The sequence below is a fragment of the Hymenobacter properus genome (genome assembly GCF_015694735.1).
Lineage (GTDB): Bacteria > Bacteroidota > Bacteroidia > Cytophagales > Hymenobacteraceae > Hymenobacter > Hymenobacter properus.
The window spans coordinates 486,434-506,281 of the sequence record NZ_JADQDP010000004.1 but is presented as its reverse complement, the minus strand read 5'-3'; the positions used below and the strand labels follow the sequence as shown (position 1 = coordinate 506,281).

Annotated in this window: 22 protein-coding genes; 19 read left to right on the top strand and 3 right to left on the bottom strand. The window is 63.1% G+C overall.

Annotation, left to right across the window (positions count from 1 at the left end; translation table 11 throughout):
• Window positions 1-59: 59 nt before the first annotated feature.
• On the top strand, window positions 60-464 hold the full coding sequence (locus I2I01_RS18710; RefSeq protein ID WP_196288027.1) for a response regulator: 405 nt from the start codon (window positions 60-62) through the stop codon (window positions 462-464).
• Window positions 465-531: 67 nt separating this feature from the next.
• On the opposite strand, the gene I2I01_RS18705 is transcribed toward I2I01_RS18710, so the two are convergent.
• Window positions 532-1,047, bottom strand: a complete 516-nt coding sequence (locus I2I01_RS18705) for a hypothetical protein (protein WP_196288026.1) — start codon at window positions 1,045-1,047, stop codon at window positions 532-534.
• Between the two features lie 78 nt (window positions 1,048-1,125).
• Window positions 1,126-2,784, bottom strand: a complete 1,659-nt coding sequence (gene ade, locus I2I01_RS18700) for an adenine deaminase (RefSeq protein WP_196288025.1) — start codon at window positions 2,782-2,784, stop codon at window positions 1,126-1,128.
• Between the two features lie 78 nt (window positions 2,785-2,862).
• Between ade and I2I01_RS18695 the strand changes: the two genes are divergently transcribed.
• The 6 genes from I2I01_RS18695 to I2I01_RS18670 all read left to right on the top strand — a co-directional run bounded on the left by I2I01_RS18695 (window position 2,863) and on the right by I2I01_RS18670 (window position 6,901).
• A complete protein-coding gene (locus tag I2I01_RS18695; protein WP_196288024.1) occupies window positions 2,863-3,024 on the top strand; it encodes a hypothetical protein in 162 nt (53 codons plus the stop codon).
• A gap of 16 nt (window positions 3,025-3,040) precedes the next feature.
• Window positions 3,041-3,589, top strand: coding sequence for a hypothetical protein (locus I2I01_RS18690; RefSeq protein WP_196288023.1), 549 nt, complete (start codon window positions 3,041-3,043; stop codon window positions 3,587-3,589).
• Window positions 3,590-3,898: 309 nt separating this feature from the next.
• Window positions 3,899-4,639 carry a hypothetical protein gene (locus tag I2I01_RS18685; protein WP_196288022.1) on the top strand — a complete coding sequence of 247 codons (741 nt, stop codon included), beginning with the start codon at window positions 3,899-3,901 and terminating at the stop codon, window positions 4,637-4,639.
• Between the two features lie 147 nt (window positions 4,640-4,786).
• Window positions 4,787-5,191 carry a hypothetical protein gene (locus tag I2I01_RS18680; RefSeq protein ID WP_196288021.1) on the top strand — a complete coding sequence of 135 codons (405 nt, stop codon included), beginning with the start codon at window positions 4,787-4,789 and terminating at the stop codon, window positions 5,189-5,191.
• Window positions 5,192-5,222: 31 nt separating this feature from the next.
• The gene (gene cmk / locus I2I01_RS18675) at window positions 5,223-5,915 is read left to right on the top strand and encodes a (d)CMP kinase (RefSeq protein WP_196288020.1); all 693 of its coding nucleotides are present in this window, start codon (window positions 5,223-5,225) and stop codon (window positions 5,913-5,915) included.
• Between the two features lie 104 nt (window positions 5,916-6,019).
• Window positions 6,020-6,901 carry a 4-hydroxy-3-methylbut-2-enyl diphosphate reductase gene (locus I2I01_RS18670; protein ID WP_196288019.1) on the top strand — a complete coding sequence of 294 codons (882 nt, stop codon included), beginning with the start codon at window positions 6,020-6,022 and terminating at the stop codon, window positions 6,899-6,901.
• A 121-nt stretch (window positions 6,902-7,022) separates the two neighbouring features.
• Here the strand turns inward: I2I01_RS18670 and I2I01_RS18665 are convergent, their stop codons facing one another.
• Window positions 7,023-7,556 (bottom strand): O-acetyl-ADP-ribose deacetylase, encoded by a 534-nt coding sequence (locus tag I2I01_RS18665; protein WP_196288018.1) that lies wholly within the window; start codon window positions 7,554-7,556, stop codon window positions 7,023-7,025.
• Window positions 7,557-7,736: 180 nt separating this feature from the next.
• Between I2I01_RS18665 and I2I01_RS18660 the strand changes: the two genes are divergently transcribed.
• The 12 genes from I2I01_RS18660 to I2I01_RS18605 all read left to right on the top strand — a co-directional run bounded on the left by I2I01_RS18660 (window position 7,737) and on the right by I2I01_RS18605 (window position 19,818).
• Window positions 7,737-8,042: a 2TM domain-containing protein gene (locus tag I2I01_RS18660; protein ID WP_196288017.1), complete on the top strand. Its 306-nt coding sequence runs from the start codon at window positions 7,737-7,739 to the stop codon at window positions 8,040-8,042.
• A 221-nt stretch (window positions 8,043-8,263) separates the two neighbouring features.
• Entirely contained in the window at window positions 8,264-8,746 is a 483-nt protein-coding gene (locus I2I01_RS18655; protein WP_196288016.1) for an ATP-dependent zinc protease family protein, read from the top strand.
• 208 nt (window positions 8,747-8,954) lie between these two features.
• Window positions 8,955-9,908, top strand: coding sequence for a 30S ribosomal protein S6--L-glutamate ligase (gene rimK, locus I2I01_RS18650; protein ID WP_196288015.1), 954 nt, complete (start codon window positions 8,955-8,957; stop codon window positions 9,906-9,908).
• A 155-nt stretch (window positions 9,909-10,063) separates the two neighbouring features.
• A complete protein-coding gene (locus tag I2I01_RS18645) occupies window positions 10,064-11,029 on the top strand; it encodes a succinylglutamate desuccinylase/aspartoacylase family protein (protein ID WP_211538033.1) in 966 nt (321 codons plus the stop codon).
• A 214-nt stretch (window positions 11,030-11,243) separates the two neighbouring features.
• Window positions 11,244-11,939: an OmpH family outer membrane protein gene (locus I2I01_RS18640; RefSeq protein WP_196288014.1), complete on the top strand. Its 696-nt coding sequence runs from the start codon at window positions 11,244-11,246 to the stop codon at window positions 11,937-11,939.
• Window positions 11,940-12,187: 248 nt separating this feature from the next.
• Window positions 12,188-14,545, top strand: a complete 2,358-nt coding sequence (locus I2I01_RS18635) for a TonB-dependent receptor (RefSeq protein ID WP_211538032.1) — start codon at window positions 12,188-12,190, stop codon at window positions 14,543-14,545.
• A gap of 24 nt (window positions 14,546-14,569) precedes the next feature.
• Window positions 14,570-15,556, top strand: a complete 987-nt coding sequence (locus tag I2I01_RS18630; protein ID WP_196288013.1) for a DUF4249 domain-containing protein — start codon at window positions 14,570-14,572, stop codon at window positions 15,554-15,556.
• A gap of 91 nt (window positions 15,557-15,647) precedes the next feature.
• Window positions 15,648-15,941 carry a hypothetical protein gene (locus tag I2I01_RS18625; RefSeq protein WP_196288012.1) on the top strand — a complete coding sequence of 98 codons (294 nt, stop codon included), beginning with the start codon at window positions 15,648-15,650 and terminating at the stop codon, window positions 15,939-15,941.
• A 128-nt stretch (window positions 15,942-16,069) separates the two neighbouring features.
• Complete coding sequence (locus I2I01_RS18620) at window positions 16,070-17,260, top strand: MFS transporter (RefSeq protein WP_196288011.1); 1,191 nt, start codon at window positions 16,070-16,072, stop codon at window positions 17,258-17,260.
• 64 nt (window positions 17,261-17,324) lie between these two features.
• The gene (locus I2I01_RS18615; RefSeq protein WP_196288010.1) at window positions 17,325-17,921 is read left to right on the top strand and encodes a hypothetical protein; all 597 of its coding nucleotides are present in this window, start codon (window positions 17,325-17,327) and stop codon (window positions 17,919-17,921) included.
• A 22-nt stretch (window positions 17,922-17,943) separates the two neighbouring features.
• Entirely contained in the window at window positions 17,944-18,318 is a 375-nt protein-coding gene (locus I2I01_RS18610; protein WP_196288009.1) for a cupin domain-containing protein, read from the top strand.
• 147 nt (window positions 18,319-18,465) lie between these two features.
• Entirely contained in the window at window positions 18,466-19,818 is a 1,353-nt protein-coding gene (locus tag I2I01_RS18605; protein WP_196288008.1) for a sigma-54-dependent transcriptional regulator, read from the top strand.
• The last annotated feature ends 30 nt before the right edge of the window (window positions 19,819-19,848 follow it).

Sequence of the window (19,848 nt, the reverse complement as noted above, 5' to 3'; positions counted from 1 at the left end):
ATTGCCGGGGCAATCCGTGTTCGGTATCTTCGTGGAAGCTAGAAATAACTCCTTTATCGATGTCCGCTAATTTGAATCACATTGTACTCGTTGACGACAACGAAACAACCAGTTTTCTCAACAACCGGCTGCTGGGCCGGTTGGCTGTGGCCGACCGCGTGAGCACGTTTTCGCGGGCCGATGAAGCATTCGAGCAGCTTTGGGGCAGCGCCAATGGCGGCAGCTCGGCGCCCGACCTGGTGTTTGTCGATTTGAAGATGCCCGGCGTGTCGGGCTTCGAGTTTCTGGAGCTTTACAACGCCCTGCCCCAGCCGGTGCAGGACAAAACGGTGATGGCCGTGCTCACCACCTCCATGCACGGCGCCGACACGGCCCGCGTGGCCAAGTACCCCAACGTGGAGTACCTCACCAAACCCCTCACCGAAGAAAAAATGCTCAAGCTGCTCGAAAAGCGGTTTCAGTAGTTCCTGGTCCCTTTCTGAGCTAAAAACAAACAGTAAAAAGCTCCGGCTCGTCATGAGTCGGGGCTTTTTATTTGCCTTTGACTTTGTCGAAAATGCCTTGAAAAATGCTGGTATTTTTCTGCTTGAGAATAATGTAGCGCACCGAGAAAGCCGTCGGGAAACGGTTCCAGTCGGCAGAGTGGAACTCGATGGTGGGCTTGAAGTCGAACGAGAGCACAATGCGGGCAAACGGAATTTTGTACTCGGCCCCAATCATGCCGTCGAAGCCCCAGAAGTTGCCGTCGTCTTTGTGGGTGCCGAAGTGCCCGCCGGCCCCGAAATAGTAGTTGAGGCTGGGCCCGAGAATGCCGAAGTGCCGCTCGGCCAGCAGCGTGGCGCTGCGCTCGCGCTCGGCCAGCATGCCCAAGCCTTCGAGGGTGGTTTTGGGCAGCACGAGCTGCTGCACGGTGAGGCCGTAGCTGCCTCCGCCGCTGCGCAGCCCGGCGGCGGTGCGGTACTTCTGGGCCGCGGCCGGTTGGGCGCTCACGACCAGCAGCAAGCCGCAGGCAATGCGGAGAAAAAAGGGTAACGGCAGCAGCTTCATAACCAGTAAAAACAGAAAAGGAGGCAAAGGCAAGCCTTCGCCTCCTACGCAGAAGCCACGTAAAAAATTGCGTTCTGTTTATTCTACGGCGTCCACAAACGTGAACTGCTGGCCATCAAACAAGCCTTTATCGCTCAGCTTCAGGCTGGGAATGACCAGCAGCGCCATGAACGAGAGCGTCATGAACGGCGCCCCCAGCGGTGAGCCCAGCTGCTTGGCCAGCGCATCGACGGCGGCGTAGGCCTCGGCCACGGCGGGTCCGGGCTGGTCTGACATGAGGCCGGCCACGGGCAGCGGTACCAGGATTTCGCGGCCGTCGGCGCCCACGGCGGCCAGGCCGCCCTTGGCCTCGATGACGAGGTTGACGGCGCGGGCCAGGCTCTCGTCGTCGCAGCCCACGGCGGTGATGTTATGCGAATCGTGACCCACGCTGCTGGCCAGCGCGCCGTGCTGCAGCCCAAAGCCGCGGATGAACGCCAACGCCGGGGCCACGCCCGGCTGGTAGCGGTTGATGACGGCCAGCTTCAGCACATCGTCGGCCACGTTGGAAACCACCAAGCCGTTTTCAATTCGGGCCGGCAGGTCGACGCGGGCCGTGATGAGCTGGCCATCGAAGCACTCAATGACGCGTGCCGTGGGCTGAGCGGAAGCCGGTGCGGGCAGCTGGAAATCGGCCGCTGTCACGGGCTGAGCGTGGAAGTTGTTGACCACGGCCACGGGCGCAGCCGGCAGCAACGACTTTCCGTTTTCGGCCACCAGCACGCCGTTGAGGTAGGTTTGCTGCACCTCAAAATCGCGCAGGTTTTTCACCACGATGAAGTCGGCCGGGTCGCCTTCGCCCAGCAGGCCCACGGGCAGGTTGTAGTGCTTCACGGGGTTCACGCAGGCCACGCGCAATACGTGGAACACGTCGTTGCCGAGCGCCACGGCCCGCTGCACCAACTGGTTGATGTGGCCCAGCACCAGCGTATCGGGGTGCTTGTCGTCGGAGCAGAACATGAGGTGGGCGTAGTGCTCGGGCAGCAGCTCAATCAGCGCGTCGAAATTGCGGGCCGCCGAGCCCTCGCGGATGAGCACCTTCATGCCCACAGCCAGCTTATCGAGCGCCTCAGCGGCCGTGAAGCACTCGTGGTCGGTGCTGATGCCGGCGCTGGCGTAGTGGGCGGCATCGTCGGCGCGCAGGCCGGGGGCATGGCCGTCCACGGGCCGGCCGGCGGCTTGGGCAATGGCAATTTTCTGCATCACGTCGGAGTCGCGGTGCAGCACGCCGGGCCAGTTCATCATCTCGGCCAGGTAGCCGATTTTGGGGTTCTCGAACAGCTTGGCGATGTCCTGAGCCGTGATTTCGGCCCCGGCCGTTTCAAACGGCGTGGCCGGCACGCAGCTCGGTGCGCCAAAGCAAAACTTGAACGGCGAATGCGCGGCGTTTTCAAGCATAAACTCCACGCCGGCCACGCCCAGCACGTTGCCGATTTCGTGCGGGTCGCTCACGGTGGCCACGGTGCCGTGCGTCACGGCTAGGCGGGCGAACTCGGTGGGCACCAGCAGGGAGCTTTCCACGTGCACGTGAGCGTCAACGAAACCGGGCAGCACGTAGGGCAGGGCGGAGTCGGCCTCGGCTTCGGCAATGGGCGCGATGCTGGCAATGCGGCCGCCCTCGACGGAAACAATGGCGGGCTGAATGGAACGGGCAAAAACGTCGACGACGTTGGCAGTGAGCGAAAAAGCAGGAGTCATGCGTTGGCGGAAATTAGAAGCGGCGGCCTATGGGCAGGCGCGCAAAGAACCTTAACTTTGAGTTAAAATAGATTGGCTATGAAAATATCTTCGTCGTGGCGGCTCCTGCTGATGGTACTGCTCGTGCTGGGGGGCAGCCTCTTGGGCGGCTGCGCGCGCCGCACCGCGCAGCAGAAAAAAACCAGCTGGTACAAGCACCACAGCGGCGGCAAGAGTGTGCCCTGCCCCTGCGGGCACTAGCCGCTATTTTGCGCCAATGAGCGACTTCGCAACTTCCCGAACGCATTGGCGGATATTCATTTTTAGCATCCTCGCGGGTGTTTTAGCCACCACGCAGGTCTTGGCGGCCGGTCCTAAACCCAAGCCACCGGTATTCGCCCCGGGCCACTACCGGCTGGCCGATGGCATTTCCCGCACCGGCATCCTTTGCTTGGTGAGCGACAATGAGCTGTTGGTGAAGGACGAAGGCGTTGCGGAGCCCCAGCACTTTGCGGCTGTGCAGGTCAAAAACTTTGTGATTGGGGTCGACTCATTTACTGTGCTGCGCAAGTTTGATGTGGTGATTAACGGCGTGGTGGCCCATTACCCTTGCGCCATGGTGCGCGTGTACCAGGCCGCCCAGGGGCTGGAGCTTTACGGCCTGAAAGGCACCATGGACGTGTATAGTGCGCCGCCCGGCACGCAGGCTTCGATGTTGCAGGGCGCTGGCGCAAACCTACGCTACGGGTTACTAGGAGTGGCTGTGGGCGCCGCGGGGGGCGCCCTACTTGAAAAAAAGACCGGCACCTACGAAGAAAAAGTCTAGGCGATACTGCTGCTTAAAACCGCTGCTAACCCGGGTTTCCAAACGCTGCAGCCCCATACAAAAAGCGCCCACGACCTGCTGGAAGCCCTGACGGCCGACCAGCCTGAGCTCAGCAAGAAAATACACCGCTTATTCCCCTCGGCCTTCACCATCGAAAAAATGGTGGAGCTGATGGCGCAGTACACGGCCGCCCGAAAAGGCTAAAGCTGATAGCCCTGACCTTTTCCGGAAAAATGATGCGTGTGCTGCTTCGTAAACACGGGGGCATGCTGACAATGGGTTTAACTTGTGCGGCACAAAGAGCAGGCCATGACAAAAGTTTTATTCCATCTCGCAGTAGCCATTATTGGCCTGGCGGCTGGCGCCGGGTACGCCCAAGCGCAAACCAATGCTTTCGGCCAGAAAAAGAACACCTACAACTTCAATAAATCGGCGGCCGACGTGCCCGATAAGCTGCCTGAGGCCGTTCCGGGCCGCATTCACCTGCTCGATGGGAGCACGCTGGAGGTGCCCATTGCCTACATCGACTACAACAAGATTGTGGCCGTCGGCCTGACCGATAAAACCGCCTACACGCCGCTCGACGTCAGCAGTTTCGTAATGAAGCAGGACTCGTTTGTGGTACTGAAGGATTTCAAAGTAGTGGTGGGCGAGGACGAGCAGGAATACCGCATTGCCTTTGTGCGGGTGGGCGCCGTGGGAGCGGGCCTGGGGCTCTACCACCTTAAGGGCACCATGCGGCGCGACGATGCCGTGCACCAGGGCAGTTATGCCACATTCAACGGCGCCAGCTGGGGCAGCGCCGGGGGCAGCTACAAGTCCAACGTGACCGAATACGAGATGACGCAGGCCTGGGTGCTCAAGCGCGACGACAGCCCGCAGTGGGTGAGCCTGCCGAAGTCGGGCGGCCGGCTGCGGGCCATTGTCGAACCCCTAATTGCCGACGATGCGCGCCTGAGCCAGGAAGTAAAATGGGGTTCGCTGACCACCGAAAAGCTGCCCAAGGTGCTGAACGAGTACATTGCCGATAAAAAGGGAGCGCGTAACTAGCCGCCCGGCGACCTGCCGGTTTCGAGCCAGCGGTTTGAGCAGAAAACGCCGGAGCAGGCATCCTTGCCACAACCCCGGCGCCCTTAAGCGTGTTAGCTTACAAACCAGCCGGCCGCGCCCGGCCCTTTCGCCACCAGCTTTGTTCCTATGCCCGATACCAGCCCCACGCCCCTCGAATCCATTCAGCAAGCCGCCGAGCAGGTGCGCCAGCAGCTCAATCTGAAAGCGTTTGACGCCGAAGCCGTGGCCCACCTCGACAACTTTATCGAGGCCCAGCGGGGCATTTTGCCGGCCGCCGAGCGCGAGGGCGTGCTCATGGCGCTGGGCTGCTTTCTGGGGCAGTGCCTGGTGCAGGTGTACGGCGGTGAATGGGGCACGGGCAAGGACGGCAGCACCGGCGTGGGCATGGCCGGCAGATTTTTTTTCAACCCCTTTCATTTGGTCAATTCCCAACTAAATGAGGGAGAAAGGGCATCGGTAGCCGCTTTTTTTGCCTCGGTGCCCCAACGCTTGAAGACGCCGCCGGCTGCGCGTAAGACTTGGATTTCGTAATCTTGCGGGGCCAATGGCCGCCCGCGTCGTTATGAAACAACTCGTTATTGCCATTGACGGCTACTCTTCCTGCGGCAAAAGCACCACCGCCAAGGCCGTGGCTCAGCTGCTGCACTATGCCTACGTCGACACCGGGGCCATGTACCGCGCCGTGACGCTGTACCTGCTCGAAAACCAGATTGGCTTCGATGACATGCCCGGCATCGAGAAGGCCCTGCACGACATCCACATCAGCTTCCGCCGCAACCGCCGCACCGGCCGCAACGAGCTGTTTCTGAACGGGGTGAACCGCGAGGACGACATCCGGCAGATGCGCATCTCCAACGCCGTGAGCGAGGTGTCGGTCATTCCGATGGTGCGCCACGCCATGGTGGCCCAGCAACAGCAAATGGGCCGCAAGCGCGGCGTGGTGATGGACGGCCGCGACATTGGCACCACCGTTTTCCCCGATGCGGAAGTGAAGATTTTCATGACGGCCGAAGTGGAGCTGCGCGCCAAGCGCCGCCAGGAGGAGCTGGCTGAAAAAGGCGAGATTGTGCCCCTCGAGGACATCATCGAGAACCTGCGCAAGCGCGACCACCTCGACTCGACCCGCGCCGAGAGCCCCCTACGCCGCGCCCCCGACGCTGTGTTGCTCGACACCACGCACATCACCATCACCGAACAGGTCGATTTTGTGCTCGATAGGGCTTCGTCGGCGCTGTTTGCGGCGGGCTGGGATTAAAGCGGGATTAAAGACGCCGGCAATTTGTACGCCATGCCGCCGGGCTACTCCGTAACTTTGCCCTGGCGAACTCCTCGCCGCCGCAGGGATGTTAAGGGCTCAGCATGAAGGTCACGATTGATAAAAATTCCGGTTACTGCTTTGGCGTCGAATTCGCCATCCAAATGGCCGAAGACGAGCTGGCGCAAGGCCACAGCCTCTATTGCCTGGGCGACATTGTGCACAACCGCATGGAAGTGGAGCGCCTGCACCAATTGGGTTTGCGCATCATCGACCGCGAGCAGCTGGCCGAACTGCACGACACCAAAGTCCTCATCCGGGCCCACGGCGAACCGCCCGAAACCTACCAGCTGGCCCTCGAAAACAACCTGGAGCTGATTGACGCCAGCTGCCCGGTGGTGCTCAAGCTGCAAAACCGCGTGAAGCACGCCTTCGACCTGAGCCAGCGCCAAAACGGCCAGATTGTGATTTACGGGCAGCCCGGCCACGCCGAAGTGGCCGGCCTCACCGGCCAGACCGGCAACCGCGCCATTATCGTGATGAACGAGGCCGACCTCGACCAAATCGATTTCTCGCGCCCCGTCACGCTCTTCAGCCAAACCACCAAAAGCACGGCCGGCTTCTACAAGATGAAGGCCCTGATGGAAGCCCGCATTGCCGCCGCTGGTGGGCAGCTCGACAGCTTCGACGCCAACGACAGCATCTGCCGGCAGGTGAGCAACCGCGAGCCCGCCCTGGCCAAATTCGCTACCGAATACGACGTGGTGCTCTTCGTGAGCGGCCGCAAAAGCTCCAACGGCAAGGCCCTGTTCTCGGTGGTGAACGCCGTGAACCCGCGCAGCTACTTCATCGAAAACGCCGACGAGGTGGATGACGAATGGCTGGCCGGCGCCCACACCGTAGGCATCTGCGGCGCCACCAGCACCCCGCTGTGGCTGATGCAGCAAGTAGCCGAGCGCGTGGAAGGCGTGGGCGAACTGGCGTAACCAGCGTTTTTACATAGATTTCAACGCCTGTCATCCTGAGCGCAGTGAAGGACCTTCTCACGTCAGTATGTTCTAGCGTGATAAGGTCCTTCGCTGCGCTCAGGATGACAGGCGTTTGCCGTTAGTTGGCCAATTCCTGCTCGTACAGCCGCCGGTTTTCCTCGTCAAACACCACGAACACCACCTGTTGCGGCCACGCGTGCGCCGCCAGCCACTGGCGCACCTCGCGCACGGCCACGGCCGCCGCTTCGGCCTTGGGATAGCCGTAGATGCCGGTGCTGATGCCGGGGAAGGCCACGCTTTCCAGGTGGTTTTCTGCAGCCAGGCGCAGGCTGTTGCGGTAGCAGTTGGCTAGTAATTCTGGTTCGCCCTTATGGCCGCCATTCCAGACGGGCCCCACGGTATGGATGACGTGCGCGGCCGGCAGCCGCCCGCCGGTGGTGATGACGGCTTCGCCGGTGCGGCAGCCGCCCTGCCGGGCCCGGATGGCGCGGCACTCCTCCAATATGGCGGGCCCGCCGGCCCGGTGAATGGCCCCATCGACGCCGCCCCCGTCGAGCAGGCTGGAATTGGCTGCGTTGACGATGGCGGCGACGTGTTGCTTGGTGATGTCGCCCTGCACGAGTTGAATACGGTTGGGAAGGGGAGTAGACATAAGGATTTCCGGGCGGGTGTAACGAAGCGTGCCACCGCACGATTCATGGCCTACGCTTCGGCCGTGGCAATTGATGCTTGAGCCGCCGCTTACGACACTTGGGCGACGGGAAGTGGCGCGCCCCTCGACCTAAAATGTACCTTTCATCATCAATTTCAACCAATCCCAACCCCCAAGCTCATGGAACCCCTGCAACGCGACCCCTACCTGTGGCAAAAAGCGAAAGCCCGGGCTAAGTTTCAATCGCACCTGGCCACCTACCTGTGGGTGAACGCCCTGCTCTGGGTGATTTGGGCCTTTACCGACCGTTACCACACCGGCGAAATTCCCTGGCCCCTCTGGAGTACTGCGTTCTGGGGTTTCGGGGTGCTGATGAGCGGGCTGGCGGCCTACGGCGGCCTGAGCCGCGAGCACCGCACCCAGCGCGAGTACGAGCGGCTGCTGCGCGAGCAAGGCGCTGCGGACCCTTTAGACAAGTACCGCTAGGCGTTCAATTTCCTGTAACTGTACCTTTTTTCTGCAATCCACAAGTGAAACCCGCCCGGCCGATGCCGGGCGGGTTTCAACGGATATATAGTCTTCCAATCTATTCTGAGGCTTACTAATCGATTTTCTGGTGTCCAAGCCGGAGCCGGCTGACTCGGCACGGGCATGACAGGCGGAGCGGCCCGGCTCGATAAGCGGCCGTCGCACCTATCTTCACCGCCATGAACCGCCCTCGCTCTTCCAAGCGCCTGCTCGGCCGCCGCGAACTGGTCGATTTTCCGGCTTTTGCCCTCGGTGGCATCGAGGCCAAGGTGGACACCGGCGCTTACACCAGCGCCATTCACTGCACCGACATCCACATCGAAACCGATGCTGCGCAGCGCCCCGTGCTGCTCGTGCGCCTGCTCGACCCCGAGCACGCCGACGCCGACGGCCGGCCCCTGGCTTTCGCCAATTTTGTGCTGCGCGACATTCGCTCGTCCAACGGCGAAGTGCAGGAGCGCTACGTCATCCGGGCCGTGGTGCAGCTCTACGGCGAAGATTTTGAAACAGAGTTTTCGCTCTCCGACCGCTCCGACATGAAGTACCCGGTGCTGCTGGGCCGCAGCCTGTTGCGGCAAGGCCGCTTCGTGGTCGACGTGGCCAAGCGCAACCTTTCCTACAAATTCCTGGCCCATGCCGCCGCGCGCCGCGCCCGCACTTGAGTAGTTTTGCGGCGAAATTCTGTGGAAAATCTGTCATTGTATAGCGTAACCGACGACCTTCTCACGTAAGAGCGTCCGCAACTGTCGTCTTTCGTCGCTGCTTTGCTCACGAAATGACTTTGATGACAGGCGCCTCCACCCGCCGCTCCGCCCATCCCACCCGCCGCTTCCATCCACCCCCTCACCACCTCCCCCAATCCACCACCCGATGAAACTGGCCATTCTCTCGCGTGAGCCGAAATCTTATTCCACCCAGCGGCTGGTGGAGGCCGCAGCGGCCAAGGGCCACGAAGCCGTGGTCATCGACCATCTGCAATGCAACATTGTGCTGGAAAAAGGCCAGCCTGGCATCATTTACCAGGGCGCGCGGCTCGAGGGCTTCGACGCCATCATTCCGCGCATCGGCGCCTCGGTCACGTTCTACGGCACGGCCGTGGTGCGGCAGTTTGAGATGATGAAGGTGCGCACGGCCATCGACAGCCAGGCCATCGTGCGCTCGCGCGACAAGCTGCGCTCGATGCAGATTCTGAGCCGCGCCGGCGTGGGCATGCCCAAAACGGCCTTCACCAACTTTTCCGAAGACGTGCCCGCCATGATTGAGCAGGTGGGCGGCGCGCCGGTCATCATCAAGCTGCTGGAAGGCACGCAGGGCCTGGGCGTGGTGCTGGCCGAGTCGGCCAAGGCCGCGCAGTCGGTCATCGAAGCCTTCCACAACCTCAAGGCGCGCATCATTGTGCAGGAGTTCATTGCCGAAAGCAAGGGCGCCGACCTGCGCGCCTTTGTGGTGGACGGCGAAGTGGTGGGCGCCATGAAGCGCCAGGGCAAGGAGGGCGAGTTCCGCTCGAACCTGCACCGCGGCGGCTCGGGCACGCTGGTCAAGCTCACGCGGGCCGAAAAAGCGGCGGCGCTGCTGGCCACCAAAGCCCTGGGCCTTGGCATTGCGGGCGTGGATATGCTGCAAAGCAAGCGCGGCCCGCTGGTGCTCGAAGTCAACTCCTCGCCCGGCCTGGAGGGCATCGAAAAAGCCACCAAGCAGGATATTGCCGGCCGCATCATTGATTATTCGACCACGCTGGCCACGAAGAAAAAGACGAAGCCAAAAGCCAAAAAAGGCGCTGCCCACGGCGTCGATGCGCAGTCGGACGTGCCGGCGGGGAAGTAGGGGAGAGGGCCGGCTAAGCCGGTAAACGTCCGTCATGCAGAGCGCAGCGAAGCATCTTTACCGCAGCCGCAAACCCTGTAGGTTGGATTGCGTTGCGCGGTAAAGATGCTTCGCTGCGCTCTGCATGACGTTTCATTTTATTCTGTTCCCGACCCATGCCCGACCCCGCCGCTCCTGCTCCGATGTACCTCAACGACCTCACCATTCAGCCGGGCGAGCGGGTGCTCACGCGGCTGGTGATTTCGCGCCTGCCCTCGGGCACGGTGATTGACGTGCCGGTGCACGTGCTGCGGGCCACGGAGCCCGGCCCCACGCTGCTGCTCATGGGCGGCATGCACGGCGACGAGGTGAACGGCATCGAAACCATTCGGCGGCTGGTGCGGCGCGAGCTGCTCACGCCTACGCGCGGCAGCATCATCGCCATTCCCATCCTCAACATCTACGGCTTCCTGAATTTCAGCCGCGAAGTGCCCGACGGCAAGGACGTGAACCGCTCGTTTCCGGGGTTTCCGCGCGGCTCGCTGGCCGGGCGGGTGGCCCACCGCTTCATGCGTGAAATAATGCCGCTGATTGACTACGGCATCGATTTCCATACCGGTGGCGCGGCGCGGGCCAATTACCCGCAGGTGCGAGCCCTGCTGGGCGTCGACGCCGAAGTGGACGCCATGGCGGCGGCTTTCGCGGCGCCCTTCACGCTGCACGCGGCGCTGCGGGCGGGCTCGCTGCGCGAGGCGGCGCAGGGGCTGGGCAAGCGCATTATCGTGTACGAAACCGGCGAGAGCCTGCGGCTGGATGAGCCCGGCATTGAGGAGGCCGTGGCGGGCACCCTGCGGGTAATGAATCACCTGGGCATGGCGCCGGCCGCGCCGGCGCCGGCGCGGCCCAGCATTGTGTGCCGGCGGCATACCTGGCTGCGGGCGCGCTTTGCGGGCTTGTTCCGGGCGCACGTCGAAAACGGGCAGTTTCTAGAAAAAGGCCAGATTTACGGGTCCGTGGCCGACCCCTACGGGCAGCAGGCCGTGCGGCTGGAGTCGCCGCTGAGCGGTTATGTCATCGGCCTGAACCACATGCCGGTGGTGAACCAGGGCGATGCGCTGCTGCACATTGCCGTGCCGGAGTAGCCTTTCGTCATTGCGAGGCAGAGCAATTTGTTCTCAGTAAGCACCATAAGGGCGTGAAAAAGCCCCGGCTCTGTGCGGAGCAGGGGCTTTCTGGCACAGGCGCGTGACTGGTTTTGACAGCACGGATTGTTTCGGCTACGCCTCGCAAGGACAGCCCCCGCTTTTTCCTTCAGGCAAAGCCTTACTTTTGTTTTTTCCTCATCTGTGCTTTTCAATGAAAAACCCCATTCAATTAACCATTAACGTTGTTTTGGCCCTGCTGGTGGCGGGCTTGTATTTCCTGCATTTCAACCAAAAGCCGGTGGCACCGGCCATTGCCACCGATAAATCGACCGCCGTGGTGGCCTCGCCCGAGCTGAACACGGCTGACACTACGGCCGCTGCCACCACTGAAACCGCCGCTGCCCCCGTGGCCGAAACCGGCACGCCCGCCGCCGCTGCAGTCAGCAGCGAAGGCAAAATCGCCTACGTGGAGTCGAGCAAGATGCTGGACGGCTATCAGGGCATGAAAGACGCGCGGAAGTCGTTCGAGGCCAAGGCCCGCGGCTGGGAAAGCCAGAACCAGAAGCTGATTGCCAACTTCCGCACCGCGGTAGAAAACTACCAGAAGCAAGCCCAGGGCATGACCGCCGAGCAGCGCGCCGCCACCGAGCAGAAGCTGCAGGCCCAGCAGCAGGAGTCGGGCCAGGCCCAGCAGCGCATCCAGGCCCAGGCCCAGGAAGAAGAAGCCAAGCTGACCCAAACCGTGCTCGAAAGCGTGAACAAGAAAGTGGAAGCCTACGGCAAAGCCCACGGCTACAAGCTCATCCTGATTGCGGCCCCCAGCGGCACCATTGCCTACGGCCAGAAAGACCTCGACATCACCGCCCCGGTGCTGGCCTACCTGAACGCAGAATACCGCAAGAAGTAGGCGCTTGTATTCGGTTGCCAGCTGAGTTTCAGAACGTCATGCTGAGCGAAGTCGAAGCACCTTTACCGCGCAAGTAATCTGTTTACTACCGCAGTAGAGGTACTTCGACGTCGCTGAGCGTGACGTTCTTTTTTGCCGCAATTTTTTGCAAGCACAAGCAACCCCAACTCCCGAAATCTGCTCTCCAATAAAACTGCCCTGGCGGCCGTTAGGCCGCCCGAGCTGGCTTTTCTCTCCTTCCCTTCTGCATGAAGTCATTTTTACGCATGGCCGCCATGGGCAGCGCGGCGCTGCTAACGGGCGCTACCGCCCACGCGCAGCAAAACAACCGCTTCACCATCAGTGGCTACGTGCGCGACGGCGCCACCGGCGAAAGCCTGCCGGGCGTGGCCGTGGTGCACCCCGCCAGCGGCCAGGGCACCACCACCAATACCTTCGGTTTCTACTCGCTCACCCTGGCAGCTTCTGATTCGGTGAAGCTGTTGGTATCGGCGCTGGGCTACGAGCGGCAACGGCTGGCCGAAAAAGCCGACCGCAGCTTCACCCACGATTTCCGGCTGAAGCCGGCCTCGGCCGAACTGGAAGGGGTGGAAGTGGTGGGCAGCCGCGAAGAAAAAGTGGCCGAGAGCACCCGCATGGGCACCATCAACATCCCGGTGAACCAGATTAAGCTGCTGCCCGCGCTGTTTGGCGAAACCGATGTGCTGAAGGCGCTGCAGCTGCTGCCCGGCGTGCAGGCCGGCGGTGAGGGCAGCAGCGGCCTCTACGTGCGCGGCGGCTCGCCCGACCAGAACCTGCTGCTGCTCGACGGCACGCCCATTTACAACGCCTCCCACCTGTTCGGCTTTTTCTCGGTGTTCAACGCCGATGCCATCAAGAACGTGGAGCTCATCAAGAGTGGGTTTCCGGCGCGCTACGGCGGGCGCCTGTCGTCGGTGGTTGACATCACCATGAAGGAGGGCAACATGCAGAAGCTGCACGGCGAGGGCGCCATTGGCCTCATTGCCTCGCGCTTCACGCTGGAAGGGCCCATCAAGAAAGACACGGCCTCGTTCATTTTCTCGGCCCGGCGCACCTACATCGACATTCTGGCCCGGCCGCTCATCATGGCCCAAGCCAACGGGCTGGTGGCTGGCTACTACTTCTACGACCTCAACGGCAAGCTGAACTGGAAGCTGGGCGCCCGCGACCGCCTCTACCTGAGCGGCTACCTGGGCTACGACGAGTTTTACGCCAACGACGACGACAAGCGCGACAACGGCGACACCTACAAGCAGCGCAACGCCCTAGGCTGGGGCAACCGCATTGCCGCCCTGCGCTGGAACCACGTGGTGAACGACCGGCTGTTCATGAACGCCCACCTCACCTTCACGCGCTACCAGTTCGACGTGGGCTCGACCCAGGAAAGCCACTACCAGGACAACGGCCAGACCCGCGACGAGAAATACAGCCTGAGCTACCTGTCGAACATTCAGGACGTGAGTGCGAAGGTTGATTTTGACTACGTGCCCAACCCCAGCCACTACATCCGGTTTGGTGGGCAGACCATTCGGCACCAGTTCCGGCCCGGCGCCATGCAGAGCGAGGGCAACGCCGACCCCACCCTAAACCAGGCCGTGGGCCGCCGCATTGGGGCCAGCGAAGCCAGCCTCTACGCCGAAGACGATGTGAAGCTCAACGACCGCCTGAAGGTGAACGTGGGTCTGCGCCTGAACTCGTTTTTGGTGGAGAAAAAGCTGTACCCCAGCCTGGAGCCGCGCCTGGCCGCCCGCTACCTGCTCACGGAGGACTGGGCCCTGAAAGGCGCCTACGCCCGCACCACGCAGTACGTGCACCTGCTCACCAACAGCAGCATTGGCCTGCCCACCGACCTATGGGTGCCCGCCACGGCCAAAACCCTGCCCCAGAAGGCGCAGCAGTTCAGCCTGGGCGCGGCCCGCAACGTGCGCCTCAAGAGCGAGGACTTTGAGTTTAGCGCCGAGGCCTATTACAAGCCCATGCAGAACCTGATTGAATTCCGCGAGGGCGCGGACTTCATCGGGACCACCGACGACAATTACGAATCCAAAATCACCAGCGGCCGGGGCTGGGCCTACGGTGCGGAGCTGTTTTTGCAGAAGAAAACCGGCAAAACCACCGGCTGGATAGGCTACACGCTCTCGTGGAGCAAGCGCCAGTTTGCGGCCCTGAACCAGGGGCAGACCTACCCCTACAAGTACGACCGGCGGCACGACTTTAAGCTGGTGGTCATTCACGAGTTCAGCCCGACGCTCACGCTTTCGGGCACGTTCGTGTACGGCACCGGCAACGCCATCACGCTGGCCCAAGGCCGCTACCAGCTGGGGCCCTACGACACCTACGACGACTACGGCTCGCGCAACAGCTACCGCATGGCCGCCTATCATCGCCTCGACCTCGACCTGAGCCACACCAAGAAAAAGCGCTGGGGCGAAGTGGTGAACAGCTTCAGCGTGTACAACCTCTACAACCGCAAAAATCCCTATTTCATTTACCTGGGCCGCGCACAGGGCAGCCAGCAGCTGAGCTACCGCCAGGTGTCGCTGTTTCCCATTTTGCCGTCCTTTAGCAAAACGTTCCGGTTTTAGGCCATGACGCCGCCTGTCATCCCCATGAAAAACCTATCCCTCGCTCTGCTCCTCGCCGCCGCGGCCCTGGCCGGCTGCGAATCGGACGCCGGCCTGCCCGAGCCGCCGCACACGCCGCGTGTGTCGTTGTTCTACGTGCTCACGCAGGCCCCGCAAGATTCGTCGTATCAGGAGCTATTTCAGCAGCGCCAGCTTTACGTGAGCAACAGCCAGCACGTGTTCAGTACCGAACGCCCTCAGGGCCGGACCGATGCCGCCGTGGAGCTGCGCGACGCCGCCGGCCGTGTGGTGGAGCGCTACCGGCCGGTGGGCAGTAATTTTTCGGCCAGCTACCGCGGCGACCCCGGCTACTACCGCCCGGTGCTGGGGTTCCGGCCCCAGCCGGGCCAGCCCTACACGCTGCGCGCCACGTTGCCGGGCCTCGAAACCGCTGAAAGCACGCTGACCCTACCGGCCGCGCCCACCATTGAAAGCGTGTCATTTCAGAAGCGAGGGGCCACCGTTTATGGCACCGCCACGGGCCGCCTCAGCGTGAGCGTGCGCGACGATGCCGGCGCCGATAATTACTACCTGGTGTTTGCGCGTGCCCTCAATGCGCAGGGGCAGCCCACCGCTTATGGCGACCTGCGAACAGACGAGGACGACGACAGCGGCATCAGCATCGACCAGTTTCAGTTGTCGAGCGCCCAGCAGCAGTACAGCCTCGGGGCCTACGGCATCCACCCCTACGCCGACACCAACCACAACGGCGAGCGCCTGACCCTCAACGCCGACGTGCGCTACAATACCGGCTGCTACACGCCGGGCGTGTGCCCGCCGCCGGCCTTCATCGAAGTTACGGTGAGCAGCCTCACGGCCGATGCCTACAACTTTTACCTCTCCAACCGCCGCTACTACGACGCTGACGGCAACCCCTTTGCCGAACCCGCTCCGCTGGCCGGCAACATGCGCCAGGGCTATGGCCTGTTTGGCGGCGCCACCAACGCCACCTACCGCGTCCAGATTCCCTAGCCGAACCATTAAACCCGGCGCCGCTGTTTTCGTCTAAAGCCCATAATTTGTCTTTCTTCATTCACTAGCGCGCTTCGGCGCACCATGTATTATGCGGACCAAGTCATTATTTCTCGCTTTCGGCCTCTGCCTGTTGCTGCTGAGCAGCCAGGCCGCGCAGGCCCAGGTTCGGGTTAACGTGGGCATTGGCTACCCGCCGCCCGGGGTCTACTACGGCCCGCGCTACTACGCGCCCCGCCCGCCGGTGGTGTATGCCGTGCCGCCGCCTCCTCCCGTGTACTACGCCCCCGCGCCCGTGTACTATGCACCGCGGCCGGTGTACTACGCCCCCCGGCCCTACGGCTACCGGGGCCGTGGCTGGGGCCACGGCGGTCGCCGCTGGTAACACAATTCGTCTTGCTCAAAGCCCCGCCCATTTCGGCGGGGCTTTTTGCTGCCCGTAGCGGTGGCGATGGTAGGCCACGGCGCGGTGCGTTAGTTTAGCGTCCTCTTCCCACCCTGCACTTCATTGAGTTGAAAACCTTTCCCCCGCCGGCTAGCCGGGTGCTGCCGTTGGTGGTGGCCGCACAATTTGCCTGTACTTCGCTGTGGTTTGCAGGCAATGCCGTGCTGCCCGGCCTGTTGCACGAGGCTCGCCTCGTGGGCACGCCGCTGAGCACGGTGGTGTCGGCGGTGCAGTTTGGCTTCATTGTGGGCACGCTGGTTTTTGCCCTATTCGCGCTGGCCGACCGTATGTCGCCCTCGAAGCTGTTTTTGCTGTGTGCCATTGCCGGCAGCCTGTTTAACGCCGGCCTGTTGCTGCCGGGCCAGACCACGACTACGCTGCTGGTGCTGCGGTTTGCGGTGGGGTTTTTCCTGGCCGGCATCTACCCCGTGGGCATGAAAATCGCCGCTGATTACACCGAAGGTGGGCTAGGCCGGGCGCTGGGGTACCTGGTAGGCGCCCTGGTGCTGGGCACGGCCTTGCCGCACCTGCTGCGCCTGCTGGCCGCGGGCGAGGGCTGGCGCGGCGTGGTGCTGGCCACCTCGGGCCTGGCCCTGTCGGGCGGGGTGCTGCTGTGGTGGCGCGTGCCCGATGGGCCTTTTCGCCGCCCCGGCAGCCGGCTGCAGCCAGGCGCGGTCTGGCAGGTGTTCCGGGACAGGCCGTTTCGGGCAGCCGCGCTGGGCTACTTCGGGCACATGTGGGAGCTGTACACGTTCTGGGCGTTTGTGCCGCTGTGGCTGGCGGCGTATGCGCAGCGGCACCCGGGCAGTGGCTTGCTCGGGCCGGGCTGGGCGTTTGGCATCATTGCGGTGGGGGCGCCGGCCTGCGTGGCCGGCGGCTACCTGGCTCAGCGCGTGGGAAGCCGCCGCACGGCCCGGCTGGCGTTGGCCATTTCGGGGGCCTGCTGCCTGCTAAGTCCGCTGCTGCTGGCGCTGCCCCTGTGGGCCTTTGGCGCCCTGATGGCCTTGTGGGGCATGGCCGTGGTAGCCGACTCGCCGCAGTTTTCCACGCTGGTGGCGCAGCAGGCACCGGCCGCCACCAAGGGCACGGCCCTGACGCTGGTTACCTGCCTGGGGTTTGCGCTCACCATTGTGAGTTTGCAGGCGTTTGCGGCGCTGCACCCGCAGCTGGACGCGCGCTATTGGTTTTGGCTGCTGGCGCCGGGGCCGTTGCTGGGTTTATGGGCCACGCGCCGGGCACCCGCGCCGGAAGTGGGCTGATGCGCCTGCTTTTGCTTAATCTTGCTTTTCCGAGCCAATCGGTTGGCCGGAGCAAGCCGTTTTTATGAAACGTACCACCTTGTTTTTGAGCGCCACCCTCTCGCTCCTGGCCGCGAGCTGCAACCAAACGGCCCCTGTTACCTCGGCGCCCACCGCTAACACCGCGCCCGACGTCCCCATTGCGGTCGATTCGGCAAAAGCGGAAGCAGCTACGGCTCCCGACGCCGCGGCCACTAGCTCCGCGCCAGCCGCTGCGCCCCAGCTCAAGGATGCCGAAACCCTCAAGCTGGCCTTCGCCTTCAAGCCCGCACCCAACCCCGACGACCCCGCCCACCCGCGCACCAGCGCCCACCTGCTGCTGCAGGGCAGCAAGCCACAGGACATCGACCTAGGGAAATTCGCCGGCAAGCCCGACGTAGTGGATGCTGCCAAGGCCAAAGCCGCCAATTTCCCGGCCGGCACGCTGCTGGGCTTCCGCAGCTACCAAGCGGCTACTGGCATCAGCCAGGACCTGGCCGTGCTGAACGAAGACGGCCGGCACCTGCGCATTGTTCAGCGCCGGGTGGAAGAAACGGCCACCGAGCCCGGCGCTTTCGAAACGGCCCGCGAAATTCCGTTGGCCGCCAACACGATGGTGGTGGTAGCGCCTGCGAAGAAATAAGGCAAAATGCGTAGGTTAGGGCATGGAAAACTCCTCCCTACTCGGCCCGATGAAGGGCGCCACGCACCGCGAAGTCGGTGGCGTACTCGTTGACGTGGTGCCCACCGGCAATGCCCGCGTGAAGCGCATTGTGTATCCGGTGGGCTTTCGCTGGTCGAAAAACCTGAAGGACATTGTGGGCACGCCCTTGTGCATGCACGCGCATGTGGGCTTTCTGGCCAGCGGCCGCATCAGCATTCAGTACGCCGACGGCATGGTGGAAGAGTTTGTGGCCCCGCAGGCCGTGGCCATCGCGCCCGGCCACGACGGCTGGGTGGTGGGGGAGGAGCCCGCCATTCTCATCGAGTTCGACTTCGAAGGCGAAACCGTGGAGCGCCTGGGCTTGCGCCGCGGCTAAGCCGACCGAGCAAATGCCCCGAAGCCCCTGCTTTGGCTCATTGAATGACTACCGTTCTAATGGCCGGGGTAGGCATTTGGGGCATTTTGGCCTGTGCCAAACCGGGCAGCGGTAGCTTTGATGGGCCCAAACCCATTAAATCTGCCCATGCCGACCGGCACCCTGCTGCTCATCGACGACGAAGCCATGCTGCGCCAGGCCGTGGCCCGCACCTTGGAATTGGAAGGCTACTCCGTGCGCCAGGCCCCCGACGCCCGGCGCGGCCTCGACCTGTTGCGCGAATACTCCGCCGACATCCTCGTAGTGCTCAGCGACGTGAAGCTGCCCGACGGCCGTGGCCTCGACCTGCTGCCCCGCTACAAAGCCCTCGCCCCCCTGGCCGAAGTGGTACTGATGACAGCCTACGGTACCATCCCCGACGGCGTGCGCGCCATGAAGGAAGGCGCCTTCGACTACCTGACCAAAGGCGACGCCGACGACCAGCTGGTGGTAGTGGTGGAGCGCGCCGCCGAGAAAGCCCGCCTGCAGCGCCGGGTGGCCGATTTGGAGAAGAAAGTGGGCGCCCAGTACAGCTTCGACTCGATGATTGGGCACGCGCCCGCTCTGGAGCAAGCCAAGCGCCTGGCCCAGCGCGCCGCCCCCACCGACTCGACGGTGCTGCTCGAAGGGCCCACCGGCGCAGGCAAGGAGCTGTTTGCCCAGGCCATCCATCAGGCCAGCGCGCGCCGCAGCAAGCCCTTTGTGGCCGTGAACTGCTCGGCGTTCCCGAAGGATTTACTGGAATCGGAGCTGTTTGGGTATAAGAAAGGGGCTTTCACAGGGGCGCTGGCCGATAAGAAGGGGCTGCTGGAAGAAGCCAGCGGCGGCACCCTTTTTCTGGATGAGATTGGGGAGCTGGAATTGAACGTGCAGGCCAAGTTTCTGCGGGTGCTTGAGATGCGGCAGTTCACCAAACTGGGCGATACCCGGCCCACGAGCGTGGACGTGCGCATTGTGGCCGCCACCAACCGTAACCTGCGCCAGGAGGCCGACGCCGGCCATTTCCGCCCCGACCTGTACTACCGCCTGGCCGTGTTCACGGTGCCCGTGCCGGGCCTGAACGAGCGCCGCGCCGACGTGCCGGAGCTGGCCAATTACTTCCTGCAATTCTTTGCCGCCAAGTTGCGCCGCCGCCTGCGCGGCCTCGAGCCCGAAGCCTTGGAGCAGCTCGTGCGCCACGACTGGCGCGGCAACGTGCGTGAGCTGAAGAACGTGCTGGAGCGCGCCGCCATCCTGGCCGATGGCGACACGCTGACCGTGGACGACCTGCCGCCCGAGTTCCACCACCTGCCGCCCGCCCCCGGCCTCGACGAGGCCGCCGACCGCACCCTGCGCACGATGGAGAAGCGTCAGATTCGGCAGGTGCTGCTCGACACCGGCGGGAATAAGATGGAGGCAGCCCGCCAGCTCGGCATTGGCACCAAAACACTCTACCGCAAGATTCAGGAGTATGGGCTGTAGAACATTGGCCTGTGCTGATGTACTGTTCAA